We start from the raw sequence: 23,830 nt of genomic DNA, 5'->3' as shown, positions 1-23,830 counted from the left end.
TCCGCCTGTCCCGAATCTAAAATTGTGTAGGTTTGCAAGCTCGCAGACAAAGGAATCGTTTATGCAAATTGCTGTTAATGCCGCTTGTTTACGACAGGACATGCCTGCCGATACCGGGAAGGTGGCAACGGAAATAATACTGGCGATGTGCCGGCAGCAGCCTGCCCATCAGTTCACATTGTTTTTCGATGGAAAAATACCTGCCGGCCTGAAAGTACCGGCAAACGTAACCAACGTGGTGTTGCCGCTGAAAGGGAATAAGCCCTGGCACCTGTACTGGTGGCAGGAATGGCAGCTGGTAAGGGCTATGAAGCCTTTCCGGCCGGATTTGTTCCTGGGCCTGGATGGCACGCTTCCTTTACGCAGCAGGATCCCGGCGGCATTGCTGCTGAGAGACCTTTCTTTTTTGCGGGACGCGGGTTTACAGCCGGCTGCACAACAGCGGTCGCTGAAAAAGAACATCACGAAATACCTGGACCGGGCACGGCGTATAGCCGTACTGTCCAACGCTGCGGAGGAAGAGCTGCTGCGTTATGCGCCCGGTGTAAAAGATAAACTGACCCGGCTGGAAACAGGTATCAGCGAGCTTTACAGGCCGCTGGACTGGGAGGAGCGGGAAACGGTGAAAAGGGCCTTTGCAGGAGGAGCGGAATATTTCCTGGTAACAGGCAGCCTGCATCCCCGGAATAATATTATACCGGTACTGAAAGCATTTTCGGCGCTGAAGAAACGGCAGCGCAGCAATATCAGGCTGGTACTGGCGGGTAGCGTAACCCCTGCAGGAGCAGAAATTGCTACCGCCTTACAGAGTTATAAGTTCCGGCAGGATGTGGTATGTATTGAAGATGCAGATGAAGAAACGCTTGCCCGGCTTACCGGTGGGGCTTATGCCCTCGTATATCCGTCGAGGTTTGAAGGACTGGCCTTACCCATCTATGCCGCCCGCCGGTGCGAAGTACCGGTGATTGCGCTGGAAGGGGCCGCCGCAAGGGAGGCTGGCGGAGATGCCGTACTATATGCCGACCCTGCAAGTTTGGATGACCTGTCTGAGAAAATGAGTCTTTTGTATAAAGATGAACAATTAAGATCCCGTTTGCTGGCTAAGGTCCCTGCAGCGAAGCCTTTCAGCAGCTGGGAACATGCTGCGGAACAGTGGTGGGAACAGCTCACCGGCACTGCTTTTTCCAAAATCAGCAAATGATGGCTATTTTTGCGCTTTAATTGAAAATCATGAGTAAAGTATCTACCATAAAGATCCAGGTTGGACTGGACGATCAGAAAGTGCCCGAATCAATAGAGTGGAGCGCTACAGACAACAAAGACGAACGGATGATCAAGGCCAAAGGTATGATCGTATCTTTCTGGGATCCTGCAGAAAAGGCAGCGCTGCGTATTGACCTGTGGACAAAAGACATGATGGTGGATGAAATGGCCGACTTCTTTTTCCAGACCATGATGACGATGGCCGATACCTACGGAAGGGCTACTCCCTATAAAGACCAGGCCGACGATATGCGCGCTTTTGCCAAGGATTTCTTTAAGAAATTCCAGGACAAACAAGCGGCAGAAGAAGCAGGAAAATAATCCATTAAACCTAACCATATGTCATTAGAATTAAATATCAACGCAGAGATCAAAGCTGCGATGCTGGGTAAAAAGGAAGCTGACCTGCGCGCATTGCGTGCCATTAAAGCAGCGATCCTTGTGGCTAAAACAGCAGAAGGCGCCAGTGGCGACCTTTCAGAGGCAGATGAATCCAAACTGCTGCAAAAGCTGGCAAAGCAAAGGAAAGACTCCCTGGAAATTTTCCGTGCCCAGAACCGTGAAGACCTTGCAGTGAAAGAAGAAGAGGAACTGGCAGTGATTGAGCGCTTTCTTCCCAAACAAATGGATGAAGCAGAATTACGTACAGCCATTACTGATATTATCGCTTCCACCGGCGCCAGCTCACCCGCTGATATGGGTAAGGTAATGGGCGTTGCCACCAAACAACTGGCCGGTAAAGCAGATGGAAAAGCAATTTCCGCCCTGGTGAAAGAACTGCTTACTAAATAGTGCTGTCTGGTATTTAACTGGCTGAAAAGTGGACAATGGGCAGATAAGCATCTCCCTGAAAACAAAAAAATCAGGTAGTTAAATACCAGATTCCCTATATTTCTATCATGCCTATAGATATTATTTTTGCTATCATCATGGTTTTTGCCATTTACCGCGGATATACCCGTGGGTTGATAGTAGCCTTATTTTCTCTGGTAGCCGCTGTATTGGGACTGGCGGCAGCTCTGAAACTAACCGCAATTACCGCATTATATGTACAGGAGCATTGGGAAATGCATTCCCGCTGGCTGCCTGTGATCTGTTTCGTATGCCTGTTCCTGGGAGTAATACTGCTCGTAAGGTTAGGGGCCGGCGCATTACAGAAATTAGTGGAACTGGTAATGCTGGGCTGGCTGAATAAACTCGGCGGAATCCTGTTGTATAGCGTTATATTTATAATAATTTACAGTGTAGTGCTATGGATGGCTAACCAGGTATACTGGCTGAGCCCCGAAACAAAGCTCCAGTCTGTGGTATATCCCTATATAGAGAATATCGGCCCGTGGGTATTGGATCATATGGGAAGTGTGATCCCGGTTTTTAAGAATATGTTCACCGAATTGCAGTCTTTTTTTGAGCAGGCAGCCCGGCATATTCAACCTGGATAACTCGTTCCAAAGATTATTTAGATTAATAAAAAGAATTATTTTAGCGTAAAATTGACTTTCAAGATTTGGCAATGGATTACGAAATCAAAACACAGGGTAAGTTTAATTTTATAGAAGAAGGAGAAGGAGAACCGCTGGTATTATTGCATGGACTTTTTGGTGCTTTGAGCAATTTCTCGCACATGATTGAATATTTCCGGCAATATAACAAGGTTGTGATCCCGATGTTACCCCTGTACGATTTAAACATCCTGGAAACATCGGTAGGCGGCCTGGCCAAATACGTACATAAGTTTATTGAGGCCAGGGGATACAAAAATGTGCACCTGCTGGGCAATTCACTTGGAGGTCACGTGGCCCTTGTATACCTGTTGAAACACCCTGAAGCACCCGTAAAATCCCTGATCCTTACCGGCAGCTCAGGCCTGTTCGAAAACGGAATGGGCGAAACCTATCCTAAACGCGGCGACTATGAGTACATCCGCAAAAAAGCAGAACTTACTTTCTACGATCCGAAAATAGCTACCAAAGAACTGGTAGACGAAATGTTTGAGATAGTGAACAACCGCCTGAAAGTGATCAAGATCATCACACTGGCGAAATCAGCCATCCGCCACAACCTTGGAGATGAACTGAAAGATATCCAGCAACCAACCTTATTGATATGGGGCCAGAATGATACGGTTACACCTCCTATGGTTGGCGAAGAATTTAAAAAACTGATACCTAATTCTGAACTGCAGTTTATTGATAAGTGCGGACATGCTCCCATGATGGAGGTACCGGAAGAATTCAATAAGATCCTGCACGCTTTCCTGGAGAAACTAAAGCTTCAACCTGCCAGTTAAACCGGCACTCTTAAGGCAGCTCTGCAACTGTGCTCACAGGCGCAGTGATTTCGCGTACATGTAATTTCTTTTTCTGTTGGCATATTCTTTACTATTATTGTATCAGAATACGCTAACATGATCGCCAGAGAACTCATATCTTCAGTACCTGTTCTGCATCCCTCGGATTCAGGAACAAAGGCGCTGCGCCTGATGAACGAATACCATCTGACGCAGCTGCCAATGGTAGTAGATAGCAAATACCTGGCCCTGGTGGAGGAAGACGATATTATGGATATCGAGGATCCGGATGTACCCCTGGAATCTATGGAGTACAGCAGTACCCGCCCGGCTGTCATGGAATATGCTCATCTCTTTGAAGCACTTAAACTTTTTTACGATTTTAAATTGTCTGCCCTCCCGGTAGTGAACAAGGAAAGCGAATACCTCGGTATCATTACCAAGGATAACCTCCTTGCAGCTTTGGCAAGATATAACGGCGTGAAGGAGCCCGGCGGTATCGTGGCCTTTGAAGTAGACCCACGCGATTATGCCCTCAGTGAAATTGCCCGTATTGCCGAATCAAACGATGTTACGCTCCTGAGTGTAAACACCATCACCAATCCTGTTACCGGCAGGCTGGAAGTAGTACTCAAAACAAACCGCCAGGAACTGCAGGGCCTTGTAGCCACTTTTGAACGCTTCAATTATGTGATCAAATACATCTTCGCTGAAGAACCGGAAGAAGAAGCGCTGAAGAAAAACTACGACCTGCTGATGAACTACATCGGTATGTAACGCGGATTTTGTCCTGGAACACTGATTACGCTGATTTTGATGATTAGTTTGATTTTTATTTTTTTAATAACAGTTAAGGGAGATATAAGCGAACTATTCGCTCTATCTCCCTTAATAATTTATAAAAAATCTAATAATCATCAAAATCAGCGTAATCAGTGTTCCAGGACAAAATCTGTTATATTTGAGTATTGTCAACACTTTTAAAACATTTCAAGGACCTACATGCTGAAATGCTGTTATTACCTGCTGGCCCTCGTATGCCTGTTGGGGATTGTGATACCGGAAAATGCAGAAGGCCAGTCGGCGCCCGTAACGGATACCAGCTACCTGGTAGTGCGTAATATCCTTGTTTCCGGTAATAAGAAAACCCGGACTTCCATCATCCTCCGGGAAATAAGCACTGTGCCGGGAGATACCATCTACCTGCGGGACCTTGCCAACACCCTTGAAGAAAGACGCAAACAACTGCTCAATACCTCCCTTTTCCTCAATGCCACTGCCAATGTTAAAAACTGGACCGGTAATGAAGCCGACCTGGTATTTGAAGTATGGGAACGCTGGTACACCTTTGCCTATCCCATTTTCAAACTGGCAGACCGTAATTTCAACCAGTGGTGGGTAGAAAAGAACCACAGCCTTAGCCGTATCAACCTCGGTGTAAGCGGTACCCAGGAAAACCTGACCGGCCGTAATGATGAATTGAACGCCGCCATACAGTTTGGCTACACCCAACGGTTCGCACTGCAGTACAATGTGCCTTATATCGATAAACATTTCCGTCATGGCCTCGGCATCATCGCATCCTATAACCGTAACCGTGAGGTGAACGACAGCACCAGCAACAACAAACAGCAGTTTTTCAGGAAAGATGATTTCCTGCGGCAGGTATATCTTGTGGGGCTCAACTACAGCTACCGCAGGGCCATTAATGCCCGGCACCAGGTGTTTGTAAATTATAATTATGAGAAAATAGCCGATTCTGTAGCTATCATTAATCCTAATTACCTGGGGAAAGGCCGCACCAATGTACGTTTCATCGATATCACCTACCGTTTCACCTATATTAAGGCAGATAGCTGGGTATATCCTCTCAAAGGATTCCGGCTTCTGGCAGAAGTGGGCAAAAAAGGAGTAGGGCCATGGAATGATGTGGATGATGTGCATTTCCGGCTCAATATGGCCAAATACTGGCAGCTGCGCCCCAAAACCTTTGCAGCACTGGGTATCCGCAGCGCGGCAAAACTCTCTAACGATCAGCCGTATATTAACCAGCAGGCGCTGGGTTACCGGGATGATTACCTGCGCGGACTGGAATATTATGTAATAGACGGTACCAGCTTCGCCATTCTCAAATCCACCCTCCGGCAGGAACTTATTTCTTTTAAAGTAAAGCTTCCCATTGTTCCGAAAAAATTTAATACCGTTCCCGTGCGCATCTTTGCCAAAGCCTTTGGCGACGGAGGTTACGCCTATAATAAATTTCCCGGCAACAGCTTCCTGAATAACCGCTTCCTTTATACCGGGGGGATCGGGCTCGACATTGTTTCCTTCTATGATACCTGCCTTCGGATCGAATACAGCTTTAACCAGTTAGGGCAAAAAGGACTATTTTTACACACGAGCGTGGATATGTAGGTCTTCAGAGCCGATCGTTAAAAGCTTAAAAAATTATGCAGGTAGCACTTTATAGCAGGGGATTTATTACAGAAGATATTTCAAACATCCGCTTATTGCTGGAGGAATTAAAGCGGGCAGAGATAACAGCCATCATCTATGAGCCTTTTTATCATACCCTGCAGCAACACATTCCTTTCGACAACGCACCAACGCTGTTTTCCTGCGCGGAAGACCTGCCGGGAAAGATCGACTTCCTGGTGAGCCTTGGCGGGGACGGCACTTTGCTGGATACCGTTTGTTACGTGCGTGATACCAATATCCCGGTTATAGGGATCAATTTCGGCCGCCTGGGCTTCCTGGCCAGTATTGGTAAGGATGAGATCCATGCACTGGTACAGGCGTTGCTGAACCGCACTTACGTGGTAGACCAGCGGTCGCTGCTCCATCTGGACGCCAACATTCCCTTGTTTGGCGATGTTCCTTACGCCCTCAATGAATTTACGATCCATAAAAAGGATACCTCGGCAATGGTGAAGATCCATACTTACCTGAACGGGGAATTCCTGAACACTTACTGGGCAGACGGACTGATTGTGGCCACTCCCACCGGGTCTACAGGTTATTCCCTCAGCTGTGGCGGCCCCATCGTGTTCCCGGACGCGGGCAATTTTGTGATCACGCCCGTAGCGCCTCATAACCTGAACGTAAGGCCTATTATTGTACCCAATGATAACATCATTTCCTTTGAAGTGGAAGGCCGCAGCGACCAGTTTCTCTGTACTCTCGACAGCCGTATGGAAACCATTGATAACCGGGTACAGCTGGCTATAAAGAAAGAACAGTTCAAACTGAGCCTGCTCCGGTTGGACGACAGCAACTTCCTGCATACCCTCCGTAACAAATTACTCTGGGGAATTGATGCCCGGAATATGATTAAAATATAGAATTGTAAAATATATTGTTACATTTACAAATATATTGTCTGCTGATTGTAATATTAATTATGCCCCGTGAAGCATGCACCCGCCAAATAAGTAAGCATAATGATCAGCTATACATTAAATAAATCCGGCATTTTAGCGTTTAAGTAGAACTGATTTATGCTGAAACTTCTATATTCCCAATATATCGTCTTTTTATTGCTGGTATCGGCAGGTTGTTTGGTTGCCGGACGTGCTGCTGCGCAGAATGAGCTGGAGTATGTGGGTGAGCTGGGTTTTTCTGTGGGTGGGGCGCAGTATTTCGGAGACCTGAACACCCGGGGAGCTTTAAACACCCTGAAACCCGCTGTGGGCATTTATTACCGCAAATACATGAACGATTACGTGGGCCTGCGCGCCCATGCCCGGTTTATGCAGCTGGGTTATTCTGATGTGTACAGTAAGAACGAATTCCAGCAACGGCGGAACCTTAGTTTTAATACAAACCTGTTTGAATTGTCGCTCCAGGGGGATTTTAATTTTTTCCGCTTTGAGCCCGGCAGTTTATATGAGCGTTTCTCACCTTACCTGACCGGAGGGGCAAGTATTTTCCATTATAACCCCTATGCTTATCTTGATGGGGTTAAATATTTTTTGCAGCCGCTGGGTACTGAAGGGCAGGGAACAGCCCTGTATCCTGAAAGGAAGCCTTATAGCCTGGTTTCGTATGCCTGGCTGATCGGCGGCGGTTTTAAGTATAATATTTCTAAAAAAGTGAATGTGGGCCTGGAAGCCCTGTACCGGTTTACGCAAACGGATTACCTGGACGATGTAAGCACTACTTACGCCGGCCCCGCTGCTTTTCCGGCGCTTCCAAACGGGCAGCCCACTGTGGCGGCGCAGCTGCAGGACAGGTCTTCCGTGAAAGGCAGTCCTATCGGGGTGATAGGGCGGGAGCGGGGAAACAGCCGGGATAAAGACCAGTTCGTTACCATTGAATTAACGATCAGTATTCTTTTTACTTCCTACAACTGTAAATTCTAAAATAAAAAATACTTTCTGCGGGTGGGCTTTCCGTACCTGCCAACCGCCATGATAAGTCTCCGAATTTGCTTAAATCCCCACTGGTATTGATTTCGCTGTTAAAACTACGTTAAAACACCTTCTTAGGCTTTGCCAAAAAAGTCATTACTCTATTTTTGTATCTTTGCACCCTTTTAGTAGATCTGTTATAATCTGTTATAATACGCCTGACACAAATGAGCTTGAAGGAAAAATTGGACTTACAACGGTTGCCGCGCCATATAGCCATTATTATGGACGGGAACGGCCGTTGGGCAAAAGAGCGGGGACAAGACAGGCTGTACGGGCACCACGAAGGGGTGGAAAGTGTGCGTAACATAGTGACGACCTGTGCAGAGCTTGGGATAGGTTATCTGACCCTATACGCGTTTTCTACCGAAAACTGGGACCGCCCCGTTTATGAAGTTAATGGCATTATGGAACTACTCGTAAACACTATCCGCATGGAAGTGAATACGTTATCAAAAAATAATATCCGGCTGAGCGTAATTGGCGACATGGAAATGCTGCCTCCCCAATGCCAGCGGGAAATGGAGGAGGCCATTGCCCTAACCAGCCAGAATACCGGCCTCAATCTCATTATGGCTCTCAGCTACAGTGCAAGGTGGGAAATCGTGAATGCAGCCAGAAAAATAGCCCTGGATGCGAAAAATGGAGCCCTGGACCCGGCAGCTGTAACGCCTGAAATATGGGAAAAATATCTCTGTACAGCCGGCCTGCCGGACCCTGAATTAATGATTCGTACCAGTGGAGAATGCAGGATCAGTAACTTCCTACTATATCAGCTGGCCTATGCGGAACTGTATTTTACAGATACCCGGTGGCCGGACTTCCGCAATGAACATCTTTACCAAGCCATCTTAAATTACCAGACCAGAGAACGGCGCTTTGGCAAAACAAGCGAACAAATTCAGCAGAATGAAGAAATTATTTCCTAAGGGCCTTCTGGCTATAGCATTATGTTGCAGTGCAGGCATTCGTGTATCCGCTCAGCAAAAAGATACCGTGCCTCCAACGCAGCCGCCTGCTAATCCGCCGGCCGTTTCTCCTATTAACACAGGCGTCCCGCAACAGTATGAAATTGCCGAAATCACCGTTGCCGGTACCCAATACCTGGATAAATCACTGCTGTTGTCGCTCTCAGGCCTCAATGTGGGTGATAAAGTTACTTATCCGGGTGGCGACCAGTTCACAAAGGCAATTCAGAGCTTATGGTCACAAAGGCTCTTTGCCGACGTAACCATTTATGTAACCAAAATAGAAGACAACAAGATCTGGCTGGAAATAGGACTAACGGAAATGCCCCGTATGTCTACATTCGCTTTTAAGGGAATCAAAAAAACAGAAGCAGATGATATCACCACCAAAGCCGGTTTGCGTAAGGGAAATGTGATCACACAAGCCCTGAAACAAAACGTGATCGGTGTTGTACATAAATTTTATGCAGATAAAGGATTCGGAAATGCTACCGTTAAGATCGAGGAAAGAAGTGATACCGGGCAGGTAAACTCCAAACACCTCATCTTTAATGTTACCAAAGGCAGTAAAGTACGTATCCAGGATATCAATATCGTAGGCAACGAAAATATAGCCGACTCCAAGATCAAGAAGAAGATGAAAGGGACCAAGGAAAAGTCCCGCTTTACGCTTCATCCTGACATGGAACACGTATATGTGGACTCCCTGGCGCAGCCGGACGATTTCTGGCAAACATATGGCTTCCTGCAGCCCACCCGCGCATTTGAGAAACTGGACCCTTATTTCCGCTTTAAGCTGTTCAGCTCTGCAAAATTCAACGAAAATAAATACCTCGAAGATAAAGGTAAAGTGATCGGTCTCTATAACTCCAGGGGTTACCGCGATGCGGTGATCGTGAGGGATACCACTTACAAAACCCATTCACAGAACCTGAATGTGGACATGCAGATCTCCGAGGGAAAAAAATATTATTTCGGTGATATTACCTGGAAAGGAAATACCCGTTATTCCGACTCTGTGCTGACCCGCATCCTGGGCATCAAAAAAGGAGATATCTATAACCTGGAACTGCTGGAAAAAAGGATCGGTAAGCAAATGTCGCAGGAAGGCGGCGATATCAGCGGCTACTACATGGACTATGGCTACCTGTTCTTCCAGATCGATCCGGTGGAAATCGGTATCCGTGGCGATACCATTGATTACGAGATCCGTTTGCGTGAAGGGCCGCAGGCTACCATCAAGGAAGTTCGTATAGCCGGTAACGAAAAAACCAACGAGCACGTGATCCGTCGTGAGCTCCGCACCATTCCGGGTGAGAAGTTCAGTCGGCAGGACCTGATCCGTTCCAACCGTGAAATTGCCAATCTCGGCTTCTTCAACCCTGAAAAGATTGGTATGAACCCTGTGCCCAATGTACAGGATGGTACCGTGGATATTGATTATACCGTGGAAGAAAAAGCGAACGACCAGCTGGAACTGTCTGCCGGTTGGGGTGGTTATATCGGTTTAACCGGTACGCTCGGGGTTACGTTCAATAACTTCTCGCTGCGTAATATCTTCAGGAAAGAAACCTGGGATCCGCTGCCTAGCGGCGACGGACAGAAACTGTCTGTTCGTGTATCCTCCAACGGTAAGGCTTACCGCTCCTATAACTTCTCTTTCACTGAGCCATGGCTGGGAGGTAAGAAAAGGAACCAGTTTTCTGTAAGCCTTTACAGCAGCTACCAGAATCCTTACGCTTATAATGATTATTACAAGCTTCCCGGCGACACTACCACTTCAACGAATGGTCACTTCAAGGTGCTGGGTGCTTCCGTATCACTGGGTAAACAGCTGAAATGGCCGGACGATTATTTCACATTGATCTATTCAGTAAACTATCAGCAGTATAAACTGAAAAACTATAACTACTTCGGTATTCCCGGGTTTGAAAGCGGTACTTCCAATAACGTGAACATCAAGCTGACACTGTCCCGTTCTTCTGTGGATCAGCAGATCTTCCCGCGCAGTGGTTCCAACTTCATGGTATCTGCGCAGTATACGCCGCCATACTCCCTGTTTAATCCCGACAAGGATTACTCCAAGGAGCCGGCTTCCGAGCAGTTTAAATTCATTGAGTACCAGAAATACCGCTTCAATGCAGAGTGGTATGTGCCTTTGAGCCGCCCAATGGGTAGCGACAATAAAACTTTCGTATTGAAAGTAGCCGCGAAATTTGGTTACATTGGCCGCTACAACAACCGTACAACCCTGTCGCCTTTTGGCCGGTTTGAAATGGGTGGTGATGGTTTGAGTAACTTTGCGATCTACGACCGCGATATCATCTCCCAGAGAGGTTACCCGGTGTATTATACCTCCGATCCGAGCATCAATCCTGAAAACGGTCAGCCTGCCAACTATTCCGGCTTCACCGTATTCAATAAATATGTGATGGAACTGCGCTACCCGTTCAGTTTGAATCCCAGCTCTACCATCTTTGGTTTGGCTTTCCTGGAAGCAGCCAATGGTTATAAGGACCTGAATGAGTACAATCCGTTCAGATTACGCCGTTCTGCCGGTATTGGTATGCGTTTTTATCTGCCGATGTTTGGATTGCTCGGATTTGACTATGGTATCGGGTTTGACCGTCTCCAACCGGGTGGTGGTTTGAAAGACGCTGCTAAGTTTACGTTTATGCTTGGCTTCGAACCAGAATAATGTGGAAAATAATTATATATTGCAAGTTTAACCGTCATTAGGTTTTGCGAAAAAATTATTGTAGCATGAAGAAATTATTTATTACAGCCGCTATTGTGCTGGCTATGGGCGGTGCAGCAAGTGCACAGCGCTATTGCGTGATAGATACAAAATATATCCTGGAAAGCATCCCGGAGTACAAGGAATCGCAGAAGAAACTGGATGCAGTTGCAGAGCAATGGCAGAAAGAGATTGATGCCAAGTTCCAGGAAGTGGATAAGATGTACAAGTCGTATCAGGCAGAACAGGTAATGCTCACAGAAGAACTGAAGCGTAAAAGGGAGGATGAGATAGTAGCCCGTGAAAAAGAGGCAAAGGATTTGCAGAAGAAGCGTTTCGGTTACGAAGGCGATCTTTTCAAGAAAAGGGAAGAACTGGTAAAGCCGATCCAGGACAGGATCTACAATGCTGTGCAAAAGCTTTCTGCCAGCAGGATGTATGACTTTGTACTAGATAAGGCGGCCGGCGCCACCGTTATTTTTTCTGATCCCAAACTGGATAAAAGCGAAGAAATTTTGAAATCTTTGGGTGTAAAGAAGTAACTCTGTACCTATTTTTTAACTATAAGTATTAAAATTTTTTTAAACACAGACAACATCATGAAGAAGTACGTAATTATTGCTTTTGTGGCGGTTACCGGTTTGTTCAGCGTGAATGCAATGGCACAATCCAAAGTAGCGCATATCAATGCACAGGCGCTGGTAGCCAGTATGCCGGAAGCCAAGAAGGCAGAAACTGATCTGCAAACTTTTGCACAGGGACTGGAAGGTGATGGGAAAGCACTGGTAGATGAGTATACGAAGAAAATGAAAGAATTTGATGATAAAGCGGCCACTATGACCGACAATATGAAGGAAATCAAAGGCCGTGAAATCCAGGATGCCCAGAAACGTATTCAGGATTACCGTGAAGGTGCTGAACAGAAAGTACAGGCTAAACAGCAGGAACTGCTGAAACCCATCTACGATAAAGCCCGTAAGGCTATTGAAGATGTAGCAAAGGAAAAAGGTTACAACTACGTAATCGACAGTTCTGCTGGTATGCTGCTGGTTTCCCCGGCTGCAGATGATATCCTGGCTGCTGTAAAGACTAAACTGGGTATTAAATAATTAATATTCCTAATATTAAAAGTGGAATGTAGTGAAAGCTGCATTCCACTTTTACATTTAAGAATTGGTATTTTAATTTGCTTTTCAAAAATTTTCTGCTACCTTTGCCTTCCGTTTTAAAAAACACAATCCTTTAATCCGGGAGTTTTAGTATAGTACAGGTAAAAACAAAAAAAAGAAATGAAACGTACTTTTCAACCGCATAACAGACGCAGAAAGAGCGTTCACGGCTTCAGAAAGAGAATGGAAACTGCTAATGGCCGTAAGGTATTGGCTTCCCGTAGAGCAAAAGGTCGTAAGAAGCTGACTGTTTCTGACGAGCGTAAGCTGAAATAATTAGTAGCTAAATACTATTTGCCATAAAAACTTATTCTTTTAGCAAGGAAGAAAGGTTAAAAAGCAGAAAACTTATTGAAACGCTTTTTCGTGAAGGAAAAGCGTTTTCTGTTTTTCCCTACCGGGTTGTTTATATGCCGCTGAAAGAAGCGGGTAAATATCCCGTGCAGGTAGGCTTTAGCGCCACTACCCGCCGGTTTCCCCATGCAGTAGACCGGAACCGCATTAAACGCCTGGGCCGCGAAGCCTGGCGCCTGCAAAAACAGGAGCTGTACGATCATCTCCGGTCGGAATCAAGACAGCTCGCTGTTTTCCTCATCTATACCGACAAAAAAATCGCTGATTTTTCTACCCTGAAAGACAAAATTTCGGTAATTTTAAAGAAGCTGCAAACCAGCGTTTAGCACCGCAGTTAGCTTTGGCTGATAGCAGCGAACCGGCATTCAACATTCCGTTGCATGGGCCGTTATTTTTCTGGCTAAAAAGCTGACTGCCCAAAGCTGCTTATGAACCGTGTTGTGCGCTGGCTGAGTTTCCCTTTTATCTTCCTGATAAAAATTTATCAATGGTTTATTTCGCCCCTCCTGGGCAGTAAATGCCGCTATACGCCTACCTGCTCGCAATACGGGCTGGAAGCATTTAAAAAATATGGCCCGTTTAAAGGTGGCTATCTCACCATAAAGCGTATCTTGTCCTGCCACCCCTGGGGCGGCCATGGATATGACCCGGTACCATAACCATCAACATTGCCAACTAACATCATTCATCTTATACATTCGTTGCATGCGTGCATTTTTCAATAAAAGAAAGAAACTGGCAGCAGCATTGCTGTTGATCATCACCACTGCGGGTATCTTCGCTTTCAATGAAAACGATAAATACTTCCAGATAGCCAAGAACCTGGACATATTTGCCGCTTTCTACCGGGAGCTGAATACTTACTATGTAGATGATCTTCCCCCTGAAAAGGTAATGCGGAAAGGCATTGAGGCCATGCTGGAGGAAACAGATCCCTTTACTGATTTTGTTTCCGAAGAAAACCTGGACGACCTTAAATTCATGGCTACCGGCAAATACGGTGGAGTAGGCGCTTCCATCAATACCAACGGCGAATGGACCGCTATCACTGATGTATACGAAGGCAGCCCCATGGACAGGGCCGGCGTAAAACCTGGCGATATCATTGTGAGCATGGATGGCAAATCCAGCAAAAATGTAGCCCAGGAAGATATCAGCAGGCAACTGAAAGGCGCAGCCGGCACTCCGCTGGATATGGTGTTCCGCAACCCGGTAACCGGCGTGGAAACCCCTAAAAAGATCATCCGTGAAGAGATTAATGTTAGAGCAGTAAGCTATGCCGGCATCGTGAAAAATGATATCGGCTATATTAAAATGACCCAGTTCACTGAAAACAGCGGCGCTATGGTACGCCAGGCGGTGGAACAGCTGAAGCGGGCCAACCCCGCCTTAAAAGGAATGATACTGGACCTGCGCGGCAACCCGGGCGGATTACTGGATGAAGCCGTTGTGGTAGCTAACATTTTTGTTGATAAAAATAAACTCATCGTAAGTACCAAAGGAAAAGTAAAGAACTGGGACCGCAATTATGAAACCACCGAACAACCGGTGGATCTGCATATCCCGTTAACAGTGCTTACCAATCACTCTTCTGCCTCTGCCGCTGAAATAGTAGCAGGCAGCATCCAGGACCTCGATCGAGGACTGGTAATAGGACAGCGCTCTTATGGAAAAGGACTGGTGCAAACCACCCGTCAGCTGCCCTATAATACCAAACTGAAAGTAACTACTGCCAAATATTATACGCCAAGTGGCCGCTGTATCCAGGCCATCGATTATTCGCACCGCAACGACGACGGCAGTGTGGATTATGTACCGGATTCCCTGCGTAAGTCATTTACCACCGCAGGCGGTCGTGCTGTAAAAGATGGCGGCGGTATTGAACCGGATGCAAAGGTAGACCCTACCTACATCAGCCAGGTTGCTATCACGCTTCTCCGCAAACAATTCATCTTTGATTACGCCACCAGCTATTATTACAATCACCCGAAAATAGCTGCTGCAGGGTCTTTCGCTCTCTCGGAGAGCGACTTCGAAGATTTTGTGCGTTATCTCGATAATAAGGATTACAGCTATAAAACACGCAGCGAGGAGGCCCTCGACTCTTTCAAAAGCACAGCAAAAAAAGAGAAGTACTATGATGCCGTTGCCAAAGAGCTGGAAACATTGGAAACAAAAATGAAGCACGATAAAAAACAGGACCTGCTGAAGAATAAAACAGAAATAAAAAGGTTACTGGAAGAAGAAATCGTAAACCGGTATTACCTGCAGAGAGGCCGTATCATCAAGTCGCTGGAATGGGATAACGAGGTAAACACGGCGGCGGATCTGCTGCATAACCCGTCAAAATATAAACAACTGCTTACCGCAGTAAAGTAACAGCCAGATTCCCCGGTATCAGTTATTTTTAATGAAGCCTGTAAATAAGCTCCGGCGCCGTCCGGGATTTGTTTGCAGGCTTTATTGTTCTCCTTTCCCGATTCTCATATAAATTATGAATTCCGGGAGAATAATTATATTTTGAGAGTTCCAGTGAATAATAAACTTATATCATTTCTCAAATTAAATGGGTTATCATGCCAGTAAATTCCAATGAAGACTCTCGCCGGAGTTTCATCAGTAAATTTGCCAAAGGAGTAGTGGGCGCATCCTTGCTGCCAAATATCCTGACCGCAGCTGACAAACAAAGAAACATCCAGTCACTTTCCCGTCTGAAAGAAAAATACAGTGCCAACGACCAGATACAGATAGCGCTGATAGGCGCCGGCGGCATGGGAACAGCGGATGCCAATACCGCGATCACTGTGCCGGGCGTAAAACTGATAGCCGCCTGTGATTTATATGATGGCCGTTTGACGGATGCAAAAAAGAAATGGGGTAATGATATTTACACTACCCGCAGCTACCAGGAGATCCTGGATAGAAAAGATATTGATGCGGTGATCATTGCAGTGCCTGACTTCTGGCATAAGGATATTTCTGTGGCTGCCATGAACAAAGGCAAATCCGTTTACTGCGAAAAGCCAATGGTACACGATATCAGTGAAGGCCCCGCAGTAGTGGAAGCACAGCAACGTAACGGAAAAGTGGTATACCAGGTGGGCAGCCAGGGTATGAGCTCACTGGGTAATGAAAAAGCCAGGCAGCTCCTGAAAGACGGCGCCATTGGTAAACTGAACTATGCAGAAGGCTTCTGGGCCCGTATGTCGCCCACCGGCGCATGGCAGTATCCTATTCCTGCGGATGCTTCTCCCAAAACGGTTGACTGGACCGCCTATCTTAAGAATGCACCCAAACGTGATTTTGACCCGCTGCGTTTCTTCCGCTGGCGTAATTACAGGGATTATGGCACCGGCGTTTCCGGCGACCTGTTTGTTCACCTGTTTTCCAGCCTGCACCTGGTAACCGGTTCCCTGGGGCCCAATAAAATAATGGCTACCGGTGGCTTGCGTTACTGGAAAGACGGAAGGGAAGTACCTGATATTATGCTGGGTATGTTTGATTATCCTGAAACTGAGATTCACCCTGCGTTTAACCTGTCTCTCCGCGTAAACTTTGTAGATGGTACCGGCGGTACCAATTACCTCCGTATGGTGGGTAGCGAAGGCTCCATGACCGTAGAGTGGGATAGGGTGACCCTGTTCCGCAACAACGTACAGGTAGATGAAAACGATCCGCTGGCTGCCGCAAATGCTGCTGCTTCCAATAACGGAAAATCGTATGCCTATCACCGTGCGAACATGCTGGATCCTGAAAAAATGATCTATGAAGCAGAGAAAGGTTACAAAGGTGCACATTTCGATCACTTCTATAACCTGTTTAACGCCATGCGTACCAACGGTAAAGTAGCGGAAGATCCTACCTTCGGGTTCCGTGCAGCAGCGCCGGCACTGTTGTGCAACGAAAGCTATTTTGATAACAAGATCATCCACTGGGATCCGAAGAATCTGAAATTGGTGAATAAGTAATTTAAACCGGGTACATTATGAAGCACCTTTTGATACCTGCCTTGTCGGTATTCAGTATTGCGGCCATGTCTTGCGGAGGTGGTACCACACACAGCGAAAGAGCCAACGCCGTTGCAGTAATGGATTCTGTGGTAAGTACTGCGCTTGCAGATTCTACCGGTGCGGTTTTAACTGAAGCGGAAAAAGCGGAGGGCTGGCAACTGTTGTTTAATGGCCATACCCTGGAAGGCTGGCGTATCTACAAAAACAAGCCGGCAGATTCCTGGGTAGCGGAGAAAGGGATCCTGCATTGCCTGGGGCATAAAACAGACAAGTCGGATGTGCGGGGCAACCTGATCACTGATAAACAGTTTGAGAATTTTGAACTGACTGCCGACTGGAAGTTGTCGCCGCAAGGCAATAGCGGTATTATGTATATGGTAACGGAAGAATTTGAAACCCCTCAGCTGAGCGGGCCGGAATACCAGATCATTGATGATAAGAATTTCCCGGAGAAGCTGGAGCCCTGGCAACTTACTGGCGCCAATTATGCCATGAATCCTCCATTAGTGGATGCCGCCAATCCTGTTGGCGAATGGAATACTACAAAGATCATTGTAAACAAGGGTCATGTAGAGCATTGGCTGAACGGGAAGAAGACAGCAGACTATGAGCTGTGGACGCCTGAGTGGAAGCAGCATAAAGCCGAAGGCAAATGGAAAGATGCCAAAGGTTATGGCCTGTCAAAGAAAGGCCATATTGCATTGCAGGACCATGGCAGCGAAATATGGTTCAAAAACTTAAAGATCAAAGAGCTGTAAACAATTGGTCCAGCTTATAAAAAATCCCGTCAAGGTTTACCTGACGGGATTTTTTTATGCAGTTCATTGAACCGGCGAATGCTTATAAAGCTGCTTCGTAGCGTTTGCTGATAGCGTTCCAGTCGATCACATTCCAGAATGCTTTCAGGTATTCCGGACGACGGTTCTGGTATTTCAGGTAGTAAGCATGTTCCCATACGTCTACACCGAGGATAGGCGTACCTTTTACTTCAGCAACATCCATGAGTGGGTTATCCTGGTTAGGTGTGGAAGAAACTTCCAGTTTGCCATCCTTTACAGTTAACCATGCCCAACCAGAGCCGAAGCGGGTAGCGCCGGCATTGTTGAATTTTTCCTGGAATGCTTCAAAAGAACCAAAAGTGCTGTTGATAGCATCTGCCAGTTTACCGGTTGGAGCACCGCCGGCATTAGGCGCCAGGCTGGTCCAGAAGAAACTGTGATTCCAGTGTCCACCGCCATTGTTTCTTACAGCCGGGCTGATTTTACCAGCATTGGCTACCAGCTCTTCCAGCGATTTGTTCTCATTTTCTGTGCCTGCTACTGCTTTGTTCAGATTGTCTACATAAGCCTGGTGGTGCTTACCATGATGAATTTCCATTGTCAGTTTATCGAAATTCGGCTCTAACGCATCAGTTGCGTAGGGTAAGCTCGGAAGTGTAAATGCCATAACTTAGATTTTTATGGGTTTTAAAATATGATTTCTTGATAGTCGCCAAATTTACTGCCAATCCGTTAAAATTTAGACATTTAATTATTAAGTTAAGGTATACTTACCGGTGGATGACTGTAAATTGGGAAAATCAGCCGTGTGCTGGTCTTGATCACATGGAAAATTATTTTATATTTACAGGTACCTGGTTTAACTAAGGAGTAACTTCAGAATTTTTTTTCAGGTGTGACTGGTGGTTGTTTACCTGTTGTTTGTTTAAAACTAAATAGTATGCAGACAGGCTCGGACTCGGGGCTACATTTTTCCCTCAATGCCTTACAGAAGGAAAATGAGCATTTAAGAAATCGTATCCATTGGTTGGAGAGCGTTTTACATCATGTACCCGCCATGATTTACAGTTATGATAACAGTACTAAATCCGTGACCTGGTGTAATGACCGCCTCGCGGAAACAGTTGGTTTTTCTGCCGATGAGGTAACGGGAATGGGCATGGAATTTTTCCGGCATATCATGCATCCGGAAGATTTTAAACTGGCTGCAGTAGCACAGCAATCTTTCATTAATAATAAAGCGCAGTTTGGCGGCCTGGCCCGTATCCGCAAAAAAGGTGAAATCGATTACCGGTGGCTGCTTGGCCTGGAAGTGCCGTTCACCCACGACAGGAACGGAAGGGTAGTGGAAATTATCTGCGCGTTCCTTGATCTTACCAATGCCATTGACACCGATGTGCAATTGTCTGAAGCATTGAGCGCTATCATGCGCCGGCAGAATGAAACCCTTCTCAATAAACTGACTCCCCGCGAAAAAGATGTGCTGGGCATGGCCGTGAAAGGGCTGAACAACAAGGAAATTGCACAATCGTTGAGCCTTAGCCGTTATACCGTAGAAACCCACCGGAAAAATATCAGGCTGAAATTAAAGGTGCGCAATACATCGGAACTGGTGGCCATTGCCCGTAAGATTGGATTTGAATAAATACACTTTCCTGGTAACCAGTGTTTAATGGGAAAACAACCGGTTGTAAAATATCTGCTAAAAGTTGCTAAACATTTAAAAAATACCCAACATTGGGTATTTGCTTGTTTTTCAAACTCAACTAATTTAGTGGATTAATATTAAATGTGTTTTTTAAACAACCGGTATGAATTACTATCTGAAACACTCCTATGACTATGATAACCGAGGAAAGAGCATTTGACATCTTACAACTGGAGGAATCTGCAACTGCAGAGGAAATTGTGGCCCGTTACGAAATTCTGAAAGATCAATACAGAAGAATTAAAGACGAAACGGAAGACCTGAGAACGCGACTGGCTTACCAGTTGAAACAAATAGAACTGGACGACGTATTTATATATTTCAGAAGGAAACAAAGAATATAAAAAGAATATAAGAGTACACTTGCCAGGCTTCTTATATCATCATCCATTGGTTGTACTTTAGTTCAGTTTCATCCATTCTTATTCTTCATTTATATATCTGCAGGGAAAACTGTGCCCGCATCTGCCTGTTAGCTTTATTTCGTTATATTTATGCGTCTAAACCCTACCTAAACACTCAGTCTATGAATGTTATCTTGATCGTTTTGATAGTGCTGGCCTTAGTGGTTATACTGTCATCGTTTGTAACTGTACAGCAGGGAAACATTGCTGTTACCACCATCTTCGGTAAATATAACCGGGTGCTTTTCCCCGGGCTGAACTGGAAAATACCCATTATTGAGAAAGTGTTTAAAAGGGTATCTATCCAGAACAGGTCTGTAGAGCTGGAATTCCAGGCCATCACCATAGATCAGGCCAATGTGTATTTCAAAGCGATGCTGTTGTATGCTGTGTGGAACCAGGAAGAAGAAACGCTGAAGAATGTGGCGTTCAAATTTATGGATGAAAGAAGTTTTATGCAGGCGCTGGTGCGTACCATTGAAGGCTCCATCCGTGGTTTTGTAGCTACCAAGCGGCAGGCGGAAGTGCTGGGACTGCGTAAAGACATCACCGAGCACGTAAAGGAACAGATCGATAAAACCCTTGAGGAATGGGGTTTCCATCTGCTGGACCTGCAGATGAACGACATCACTTTTGATGAAGTGATTATGAAGTCGATGGCTCAGGTAGTGGCTTCCAATAACCTGAAAGCGGCTGCTGAAAACGAAGGACAGGCATTGCTGATCACTAAAACCAAAGCGGCGGAAGCAGATGGTAACGCCATCAAAATTGCGGCGGAAGCCGAGCGCCAGGCTGCCCAGCTGCGTGGTATGGGTGTGGCCCTGTTCCGGGAGGAAGTGGCCAAAGGTATGAGCATGGCTGCCAAAGAAATGCAGCAGGCCAACCTCGATACCTCGGTGATCCTCTTCTCCATGTGGACGGAAGCCATTAAGCACTTCGCTGAAAATTCAAAAGGGAACGTCATCTTCTTGGATGGTTCTTCCGAAGGGATGGATCATACCATGAAGCAGATGATGGGTATGAATAAGCTGATGGATTCCACCAAAAAATAATTATCTCCTTTGTTCAAAAAAGGTTTTCATCAACTGTAAACTTTCTTCGCTGCAGGGGCCGGCCTCCAGTTTTGTTTTCGGATGAAACGGGGACCGGTCGCCGGTAGCTCTCCGGTAACTGTTCTTATCATCCGGCGCTGCATATACGATCCTGCCTATCTTACTCCAGTAAAGTGCGCCGGCGCACATCAGGCAGGGCTCCACTGTTACATACAATGTTGCCTCCATCAGGTATTTACTTCCCAGTGTATTAAAGGCTGCCGTTAGCGCAATCATTTCTGCATGTGCGGTACAATCATTCAATCTTTCTACATGATTATATCCACGGCCAATGATGCGGTTGTTCAGTACTACCACTGCACCAATAGGCACTTCCCCGTCTTCAAAGGCCTTGCGTGCTTCCTGCATCGCCTGCCGCATAAAATGTTCGTCCGTCATAACAATTGTTGGTGGTCAGCCCCGGCACATACAGGCCGGGGCTGATAATTATTTGTTGATCATTGCCAGAAAATCATCTTCCGACAAGATCTTGATAGTATTGATTTTTTTTGCTTTTTCCAGTTTGCTGCCCGCATCATCGCCTACTACCAGGTAGTTGAGCTTGCTGCTTACGCCGCTCATTATTTTGCCGCCTTCCTGTTCCACCATTTCCTCCGCTTCGCTGCGTTTCAGTTTATGCAGGGTACCGGTAAATAAAAACGTTTGCCCGTTGAGGTTACCCGAAGCATGCGTTTCCTTTTTGGTGTTGGTCATGCTGATGCCCAGCGCTGCCAGCCTGTTCAGCATCTGGATATTGTCGTTGTTGGCGAAGAACAGGCGGATGGAGCCGGCCACTTTGGGCCCGATATCTTCCAGGGCAAGGATCTGTTCTTCTGTCCAGTTTTGCAGATCCATAATATGATTCACTGCATTGGCCAGTGTTTTGGCGGTAGTTTCCCCCACGTAGCGGATGCCCAACCCGAAGATGAGGCGGTGCAGCGGCTGTGTTTTGGATTGTTCAATGGCCGACTGGAGGTTGGTCAGCGATTTTTTGCCGAAGCCTTCCAGTGCACCAATCTTTTCGAAATCCAGTTCATAGATGCCGGGTATGTCTTTAAGGAGTCCTAATGAAAAGAATTTGCGGACATTGCTTTCGCCGAAGCTTTTGATGTCCATGGCATCTTTGCTTACAAAGTGGATCATTCTTTCCACTACCTGCGCTTCGCAATTGATGTTGGTACAGCGCCAAACGCTTTCTGTTTCCGGCTTTACGAGCTTATCGTGGCATACGGGGCATCGTACCGGGAAAATGATCTCCTGCTCGCTGCCGTCCCGCAGGTCGGCTACTGATTTCACGATGTAAGGGATTACGTCTCCAGCTCTTTCCACCAATACGGTATCTCCCAGTTTCAGGTCTTTCTCTTTAATTACTTCTTCATTGAAAAGGGAAATGGATCCTACGGTTACGCCGCCAATGGGTACCGGGTCAATCTTTGCTACCGGTGTGATGGAGCCGGTACGGCCCACCTGGAACTCCACGCTGCGGAGTTTACTGGTAGCCTGCCGGGCTTTAAATTTATAGGCGATGGCCCAGCGCGGGTGATGGGTGGTCATACCCAGCCGGTCCTGCAGGTCATAGTCATTTACCTTGATCACCATGCCATCTATTTCATAGGGCAGGTTATCGCGTTCTGTTTCAAATTTCAGCACGTAGTCGATCACGTTCTGTATGCCTTTTACCACTTTCTTTTCTCTGGCGGGGCTGCGGAAGCCTAATGTAGACAATAGTTCCAGGGTGCCGCTATGTGTTTTGAGCACGTCCGGTTCTGTTTTCCCCGGGTTCATGTTATGATAGCTCATATGGTAGAGGAATGCTTCCAGTCCGCGTTTGGCTACCTCGTTGGGATCTACCATCCGTAATGAACCGGAGGCTGCATTGCGCGGGTTCGCCAGGGGGGGCAGGTTATCTGCAATACGTTTATCGTTGAATGCTTTGAAGGTGTTTTTATTGATGAGCACTTCCCCGCGTATTTCTATCTGATGTATGCCATACTTTGAAAAAGAGGCCGATAGCGGAATAGAGCGGATCTGTTTAATGTTGGTGGTGATGTCTTCCCCGGCAACGCCATCGCCGCGGGTGGCGCCGCGTGTAAGCCGGTCGTCTTCATAGATAAGTGAAATACTGGCGCCGTCGAACTTGGGTTCAATGCAGTATTCAATTTCAGCAAGACCAGCGCTTTCCCTTGCTTTGCGGTCCCAATCAAGCAGGTCGTCAGCATTGTAAGAGTTTTCCAGGCTGAGCATAGGCACCAGGTGTGGTACCGTCACAAATTCTTTGGTGAGGCCCTGGGCTACCCGCTGAGTGGGCGAGTCGGAAGTAACGAGGTCGGGATGTTCCTGTTCCAGTTTTTTCAGCCAGGCAAATAACTGGTCGTATTCATAGTCGCTGATCACGGGCTCACTTTCCACGTAGTAGCGCCAGTCGTTATAGCTGATTACACGGCGAAGGGCATCCAGGGTTTCATCAATGGATTGCAGCAGTTTCTGCTGCTGCAGGTGGCTGAGCAATTGTTTGGCCAGCTGTGCCAGGGCTATTTCTATCTCCTTTGTGTACATAATTGATATAACTGAGCCGTAAATTTAAACTTATCTTTCAGGTTAGGGATATGTCTTCAAAAAAATCCGGTCACTTTGTTTTAAATGTGATA

The 23,830-nt window shown here is 46.5% G+C and carries 25 protein-coding genes; 22 read left to right on the top strand and 3 right to left on the bottom strand.

Annotated elements, in window-relative coordinates; all coding sequences use genetic code 11:
* Nucleotides 1-61: 61 nt before the first annotated feature.
* The 19 genes from ABIE50_RS01640 (at nt 62) to ABIE50_RS01550 (ending at nt 17,958) form a co-directional block, all read left to right on the top strand.
* A complete protein-coding gene (locus tag ABIE50_RS01640; RefSeq protein WP_209856640.1) occupies nt 62-1,201 on the top strand; it encodes a glycosyltransferase family 4 protein in 1,140 nt (379 codons plus the stop codon).
* Between the two features lie 29 nt (nt 1,202-1,230).
* The gene (gene gldC, locus ABIE50_RS01635; RefSeq protein ID WP_142684815.1) at nt 1,231-1,584 is read left to right on the top strand and encodes a gliding motility protein GldC; all 354 of its coding nucleotides are present in this window, start codon (nt 1,231-1,233) and stop codon (nt 1,582-1,584) included.
* An 18-nt stretch (nt 1,585-1,602) separates the two neighbouring features.
* Nucleotides 1,603-2,055: a GatB/YqeY domain-containing protein gene (locus tag ABIE50_RS01630; protein WP_209856642.1), complete on the top strand. Its 453-nt coding sequence runs from the start codon at nt 1,603-1,605 to the stop codon at nt 2,053-2,055.
* 107 nt (nt 2,056-2,162) lie between these two features.
* Nucleotides 2,163-2,705: a CvpA family protein gene (locus tag ABIE50_RS01625; RefSeq protein WP_209856644.1), complete on the top strand. Its 543-nt coding sequence runs from the start codon at nt 2,163-2,165 to the stop codon at nt 2,703-2,705.
* Nucleotides 2,706-2,776: 71 nt separating this feature from the next.
* A complete protein-coding gene (locus ABIE50_RS01620) occupies nt 2,777-3,553 on the top strand; it encodes an alpha/beta fold hydrolase (protein WP_142684818.1) in 777 nt (258 codons plus the stop codon).
* 117 nt (nt 3,554-3,670) lie between these two features.
* Nucleotides 3,671-4,330: a CBS domain-containing protein gene (locus tag ABIE50_RS01615; protein WP_209856651.1), complete on the top strand. Its 660-nt coding sequence runs from the start codon at nt 3,671-3,673 to the stop codon at nt 4,328-4,330.
* Nucleotides 4,331-4,555: 225 nt separating this feature from the next.
* Nucleotides 4,556-5,968: a POTRA domain-containing protein gene (locus ABIE50_RS01610; protein ID WP_142684820.1), complete on the top strand. Its 1,413-nt coding sequence runs from the start codon at nt 4,556-4,558 to the stop codon at nt 5,966-5,968.
* 35 nt (nt 5,969-6,003) lie between these two features.
* Complete coding sequence (locus tag ABIE50_RS01605; protein WP_142684821.1) at nt 6,004-6,894, top strand: NAD kinase; 891 nt, start codon at nt 6,004-6,006, stop codon at nt 6,892-6,894.
* Between the two features lie 156 nt (nt 6,895-7,050).
* Nucleotides 7,051-7,914 (top strand): type IX secretion system protein PorG, encoded by an 864-nt coding sequence (gene porG / locus ABIE50_RS01600; protein ID WP_209856653.1) that lies wholly within the window; start codon nt 7,051-7,053, stop codon nt 7,912-7,914.
* 215 nt (nt 7,915-8,129) lie between these two features.
* Nucleotides 8,130-8,891, top strand: a complete 762-nt coding sequence (gene uppS, locus ABIE50_RS01595; protein WP_142684823.1) for an undecaprenyl pyrophosphate synthase — start codon at nt 8,130-8,132, stop codon at nt 8,889-8,891.
* Nucleotides 8,872-11,628, top strand: a complete 2,757-nt coding sequence (locus tag ABIE50_RS01590; RefSeq protein ID WP_209856655.1) for a BamA/OMP85 family outer membrane protein — start codon at nt 8,872-8,874, stop codon at nt 11,626-11,628. Before uppS ends, ABIE50_RS01590 begins: the two co-directional genes overlap by 20 nt.
* 65 nt (nt 11,629-11,693) lie before the next feature.
* Complete coding sequence (locus ABIE50_RS01585; RefSeq protein ID WP_142684825.1) at nt 11,694-12,209, top strand: OmpH/Skp family outer membrane protein; 516 nt, start codon at nt 11,694-11,696, stop codon at nt 12,207-12,209.
* 57 nt (nt 12,210-12,266) lie between these two features.
* Nucleotides 12,267-12,776, top strand: a complete 510-nt coding sequence (locus ABIE50_RS01580; RefSeq protein WP_209856657.1) for an OmpH/Skp family outer membrane protein — start codon at nt 12,267-12,269, stop codon at nt 12,774-12,776.
* Between the two features lie 180 nt (nt 12,777-12,956).
* Nucleotides 12,957-13,112: a 50S ribosomal protein L34 gene (gene rpmH / locus ABIE50_RS01575; protein WP_012788729.1), complete on the top strand. Its 156-nt coding sequence runs from the start codon at nt 12,957-12,959 to the stop codon at nt 13,110-13,112.
* Between the two features lie 11 nt (nt 13,113-13,123).
* Nucleotides 13,124-13,516, top strand: coding sequence for a ribonuclease P protein component (locus ABIE50_RS01570; protein ID WP_332004983.1), 393 nt, complete (start codon nt 13,124-13,126; stop codon nt 13,514-13,516).
* A gap of 102 nt (nt 13,517-13,618) precedes the next feature.
* A complete protein-coding gene (yidD, locus tag ABIE50_RS01565; protein ID WP_079471177.1) occupies nt 13,619-13,849 on the top strand; it encodes a membrane protein insertion efficiency factor YidD in 231 nt (76 codons plus the stop codon).
* A 46-nt stretch (nt 13,850-13,895) separates the two neighbouring features.
* Complete coding sequence (locus ABIE50_RS01560) at nt 13,896-15,569, top strand: S41 family peptidase (protein ID WP_209856659.1); 1,674 nt, start codon at nt 13,896-13,898, stop codon at nt 15,567-15,569.
* A gap of 197 nt (nt 15,570-15,766) precedes the next feature.
* Nucleotides 15,767-17,158 carry a Gfo/Idh/MocA family protein gene (locus ABIE50_RS01555; protein ID WP_209856661.1) on the top strand — a complete coding sequence of 464 codons (1,392 nt, stop codon included), beginning with the start codon at nt 15,767-15,769 and terminating at the stop codon, nt 17,156-17,158.
* A 17-nt stretch (nt 17,159-17,175) separates the two neighbouring features.
* Nucleotides 17,176-17,958, top strand: a complete 783-nt coding sequence (locus ABIE50_RS01550) for a 3-keto-disaccharide hydrolase (RefSeq protein WP_209856663.1) — start codon at nt 17,176-17,178, stop codon at nt 17,956-17,958.
* A gap of 82 nt (nt 17,959-18,040) precedes the next feature.
* Here ABIE50_RS01550 and ABIE50_RS01545 read toward each other — a convergent pair whose 3' ends face one another.
* Entirely contained in the window at nt 18,041-18,646 is a 606-nt protein-coding gene (locus ABIE50_RS01545; protein WP_142684831.1) for a superoxide dismutase, read from the bottom strand.
* 273 nt (nt 18,647-18,919) lie between these two features.
* On the opposite strand from ABIE50_RS01545, the gene ABIE50_RS01540 reads away from it, so the two are divergent.
* From ABIE50_RS01540 to ABIE50_RS01530, 3 genes are all read left to right on the top strand, one after another.
* Nucleotides 18,920-19,624: a LuxR C-terminal-related transcriptional regulator gene (locus ABIE50_RS01540; RefSeq protein WP_142684832.1), complete on the top strand. Its 705-nt coding sequence runs from the start codon at nt 18,920-18,922 to the stop codon at nt 19,622-19,624.
* Nucleotides 19,625-19,815: 191 nt separating this feature from the next.
* Nucleotides 19,816-20,031, top strand: coding sequence for a hypothetical protein (locus ABIE50_RS01535; RefSeq protein ID WP_142684833.1), 216 nt, complete (start codon nt 19,816-19,818; stop codon nt 20,029-20,031).
* A 182-nt stretch (nt 20,032-20,213) separates the two neighbouring features.
* Complete coding sequence (locus tag ABIE50_RS01530; RefSeq protein ID WP_142684834.1) at nt 20,214-21,143, top strand: SPFH domain-containing protein; 930 nt, start codon at nt 20,214-20,216, stop codon at nt 21,141-21,143.
* Here ABIE50_RS01530 and ABIE50_RS01525 read toward each other — a convergent pair whose 3' ends face one another.
* The gene (locus ABIE50_RS01525) at nt 21,144-21,581 is read right to left on the bottom strand and encodes a nucleoside deaminase (RefSeq protein WP_142684835.1); all 438 of its coding nucleotides are present in this window, start codon (nt 21,579-21,581) and stop codon (nt 21,144-21,146) included.
* 48 nt (nt 21,582-21,629) lie between these two features.
* Nucleotides 21,630-23,738 carry an NAD-dependent DNA ligase LigA gene (gene ligA / locus ABIE50_RS01520; protein ID WP_209856666.1) on the bottom strand — a complete coding sequence of 703 codons (2,109 nt, stop codon included), beginning with the start codon at nt 23,736-23,738 and terminating at the stop codon, nt 21,630-21,632.
* Nucleotides 23,739-23,830 lie beyond the last annotated feature (92 nt).

The organism is Chitinophaga sp. OAE865, from assembly GCF_040546735.1.
Classification (GTDB): Bacteria; Bacteroidota; Bacteroidia; order Chitinophagales; family Chitinophagaceae; genus Chitinophaga; species Chitinophaga polysaccharea_A.
Note: the sequence above shows the minus strand (reverse complement) of the source record. Positions and strands in the feature narration are given on the sequence as shown.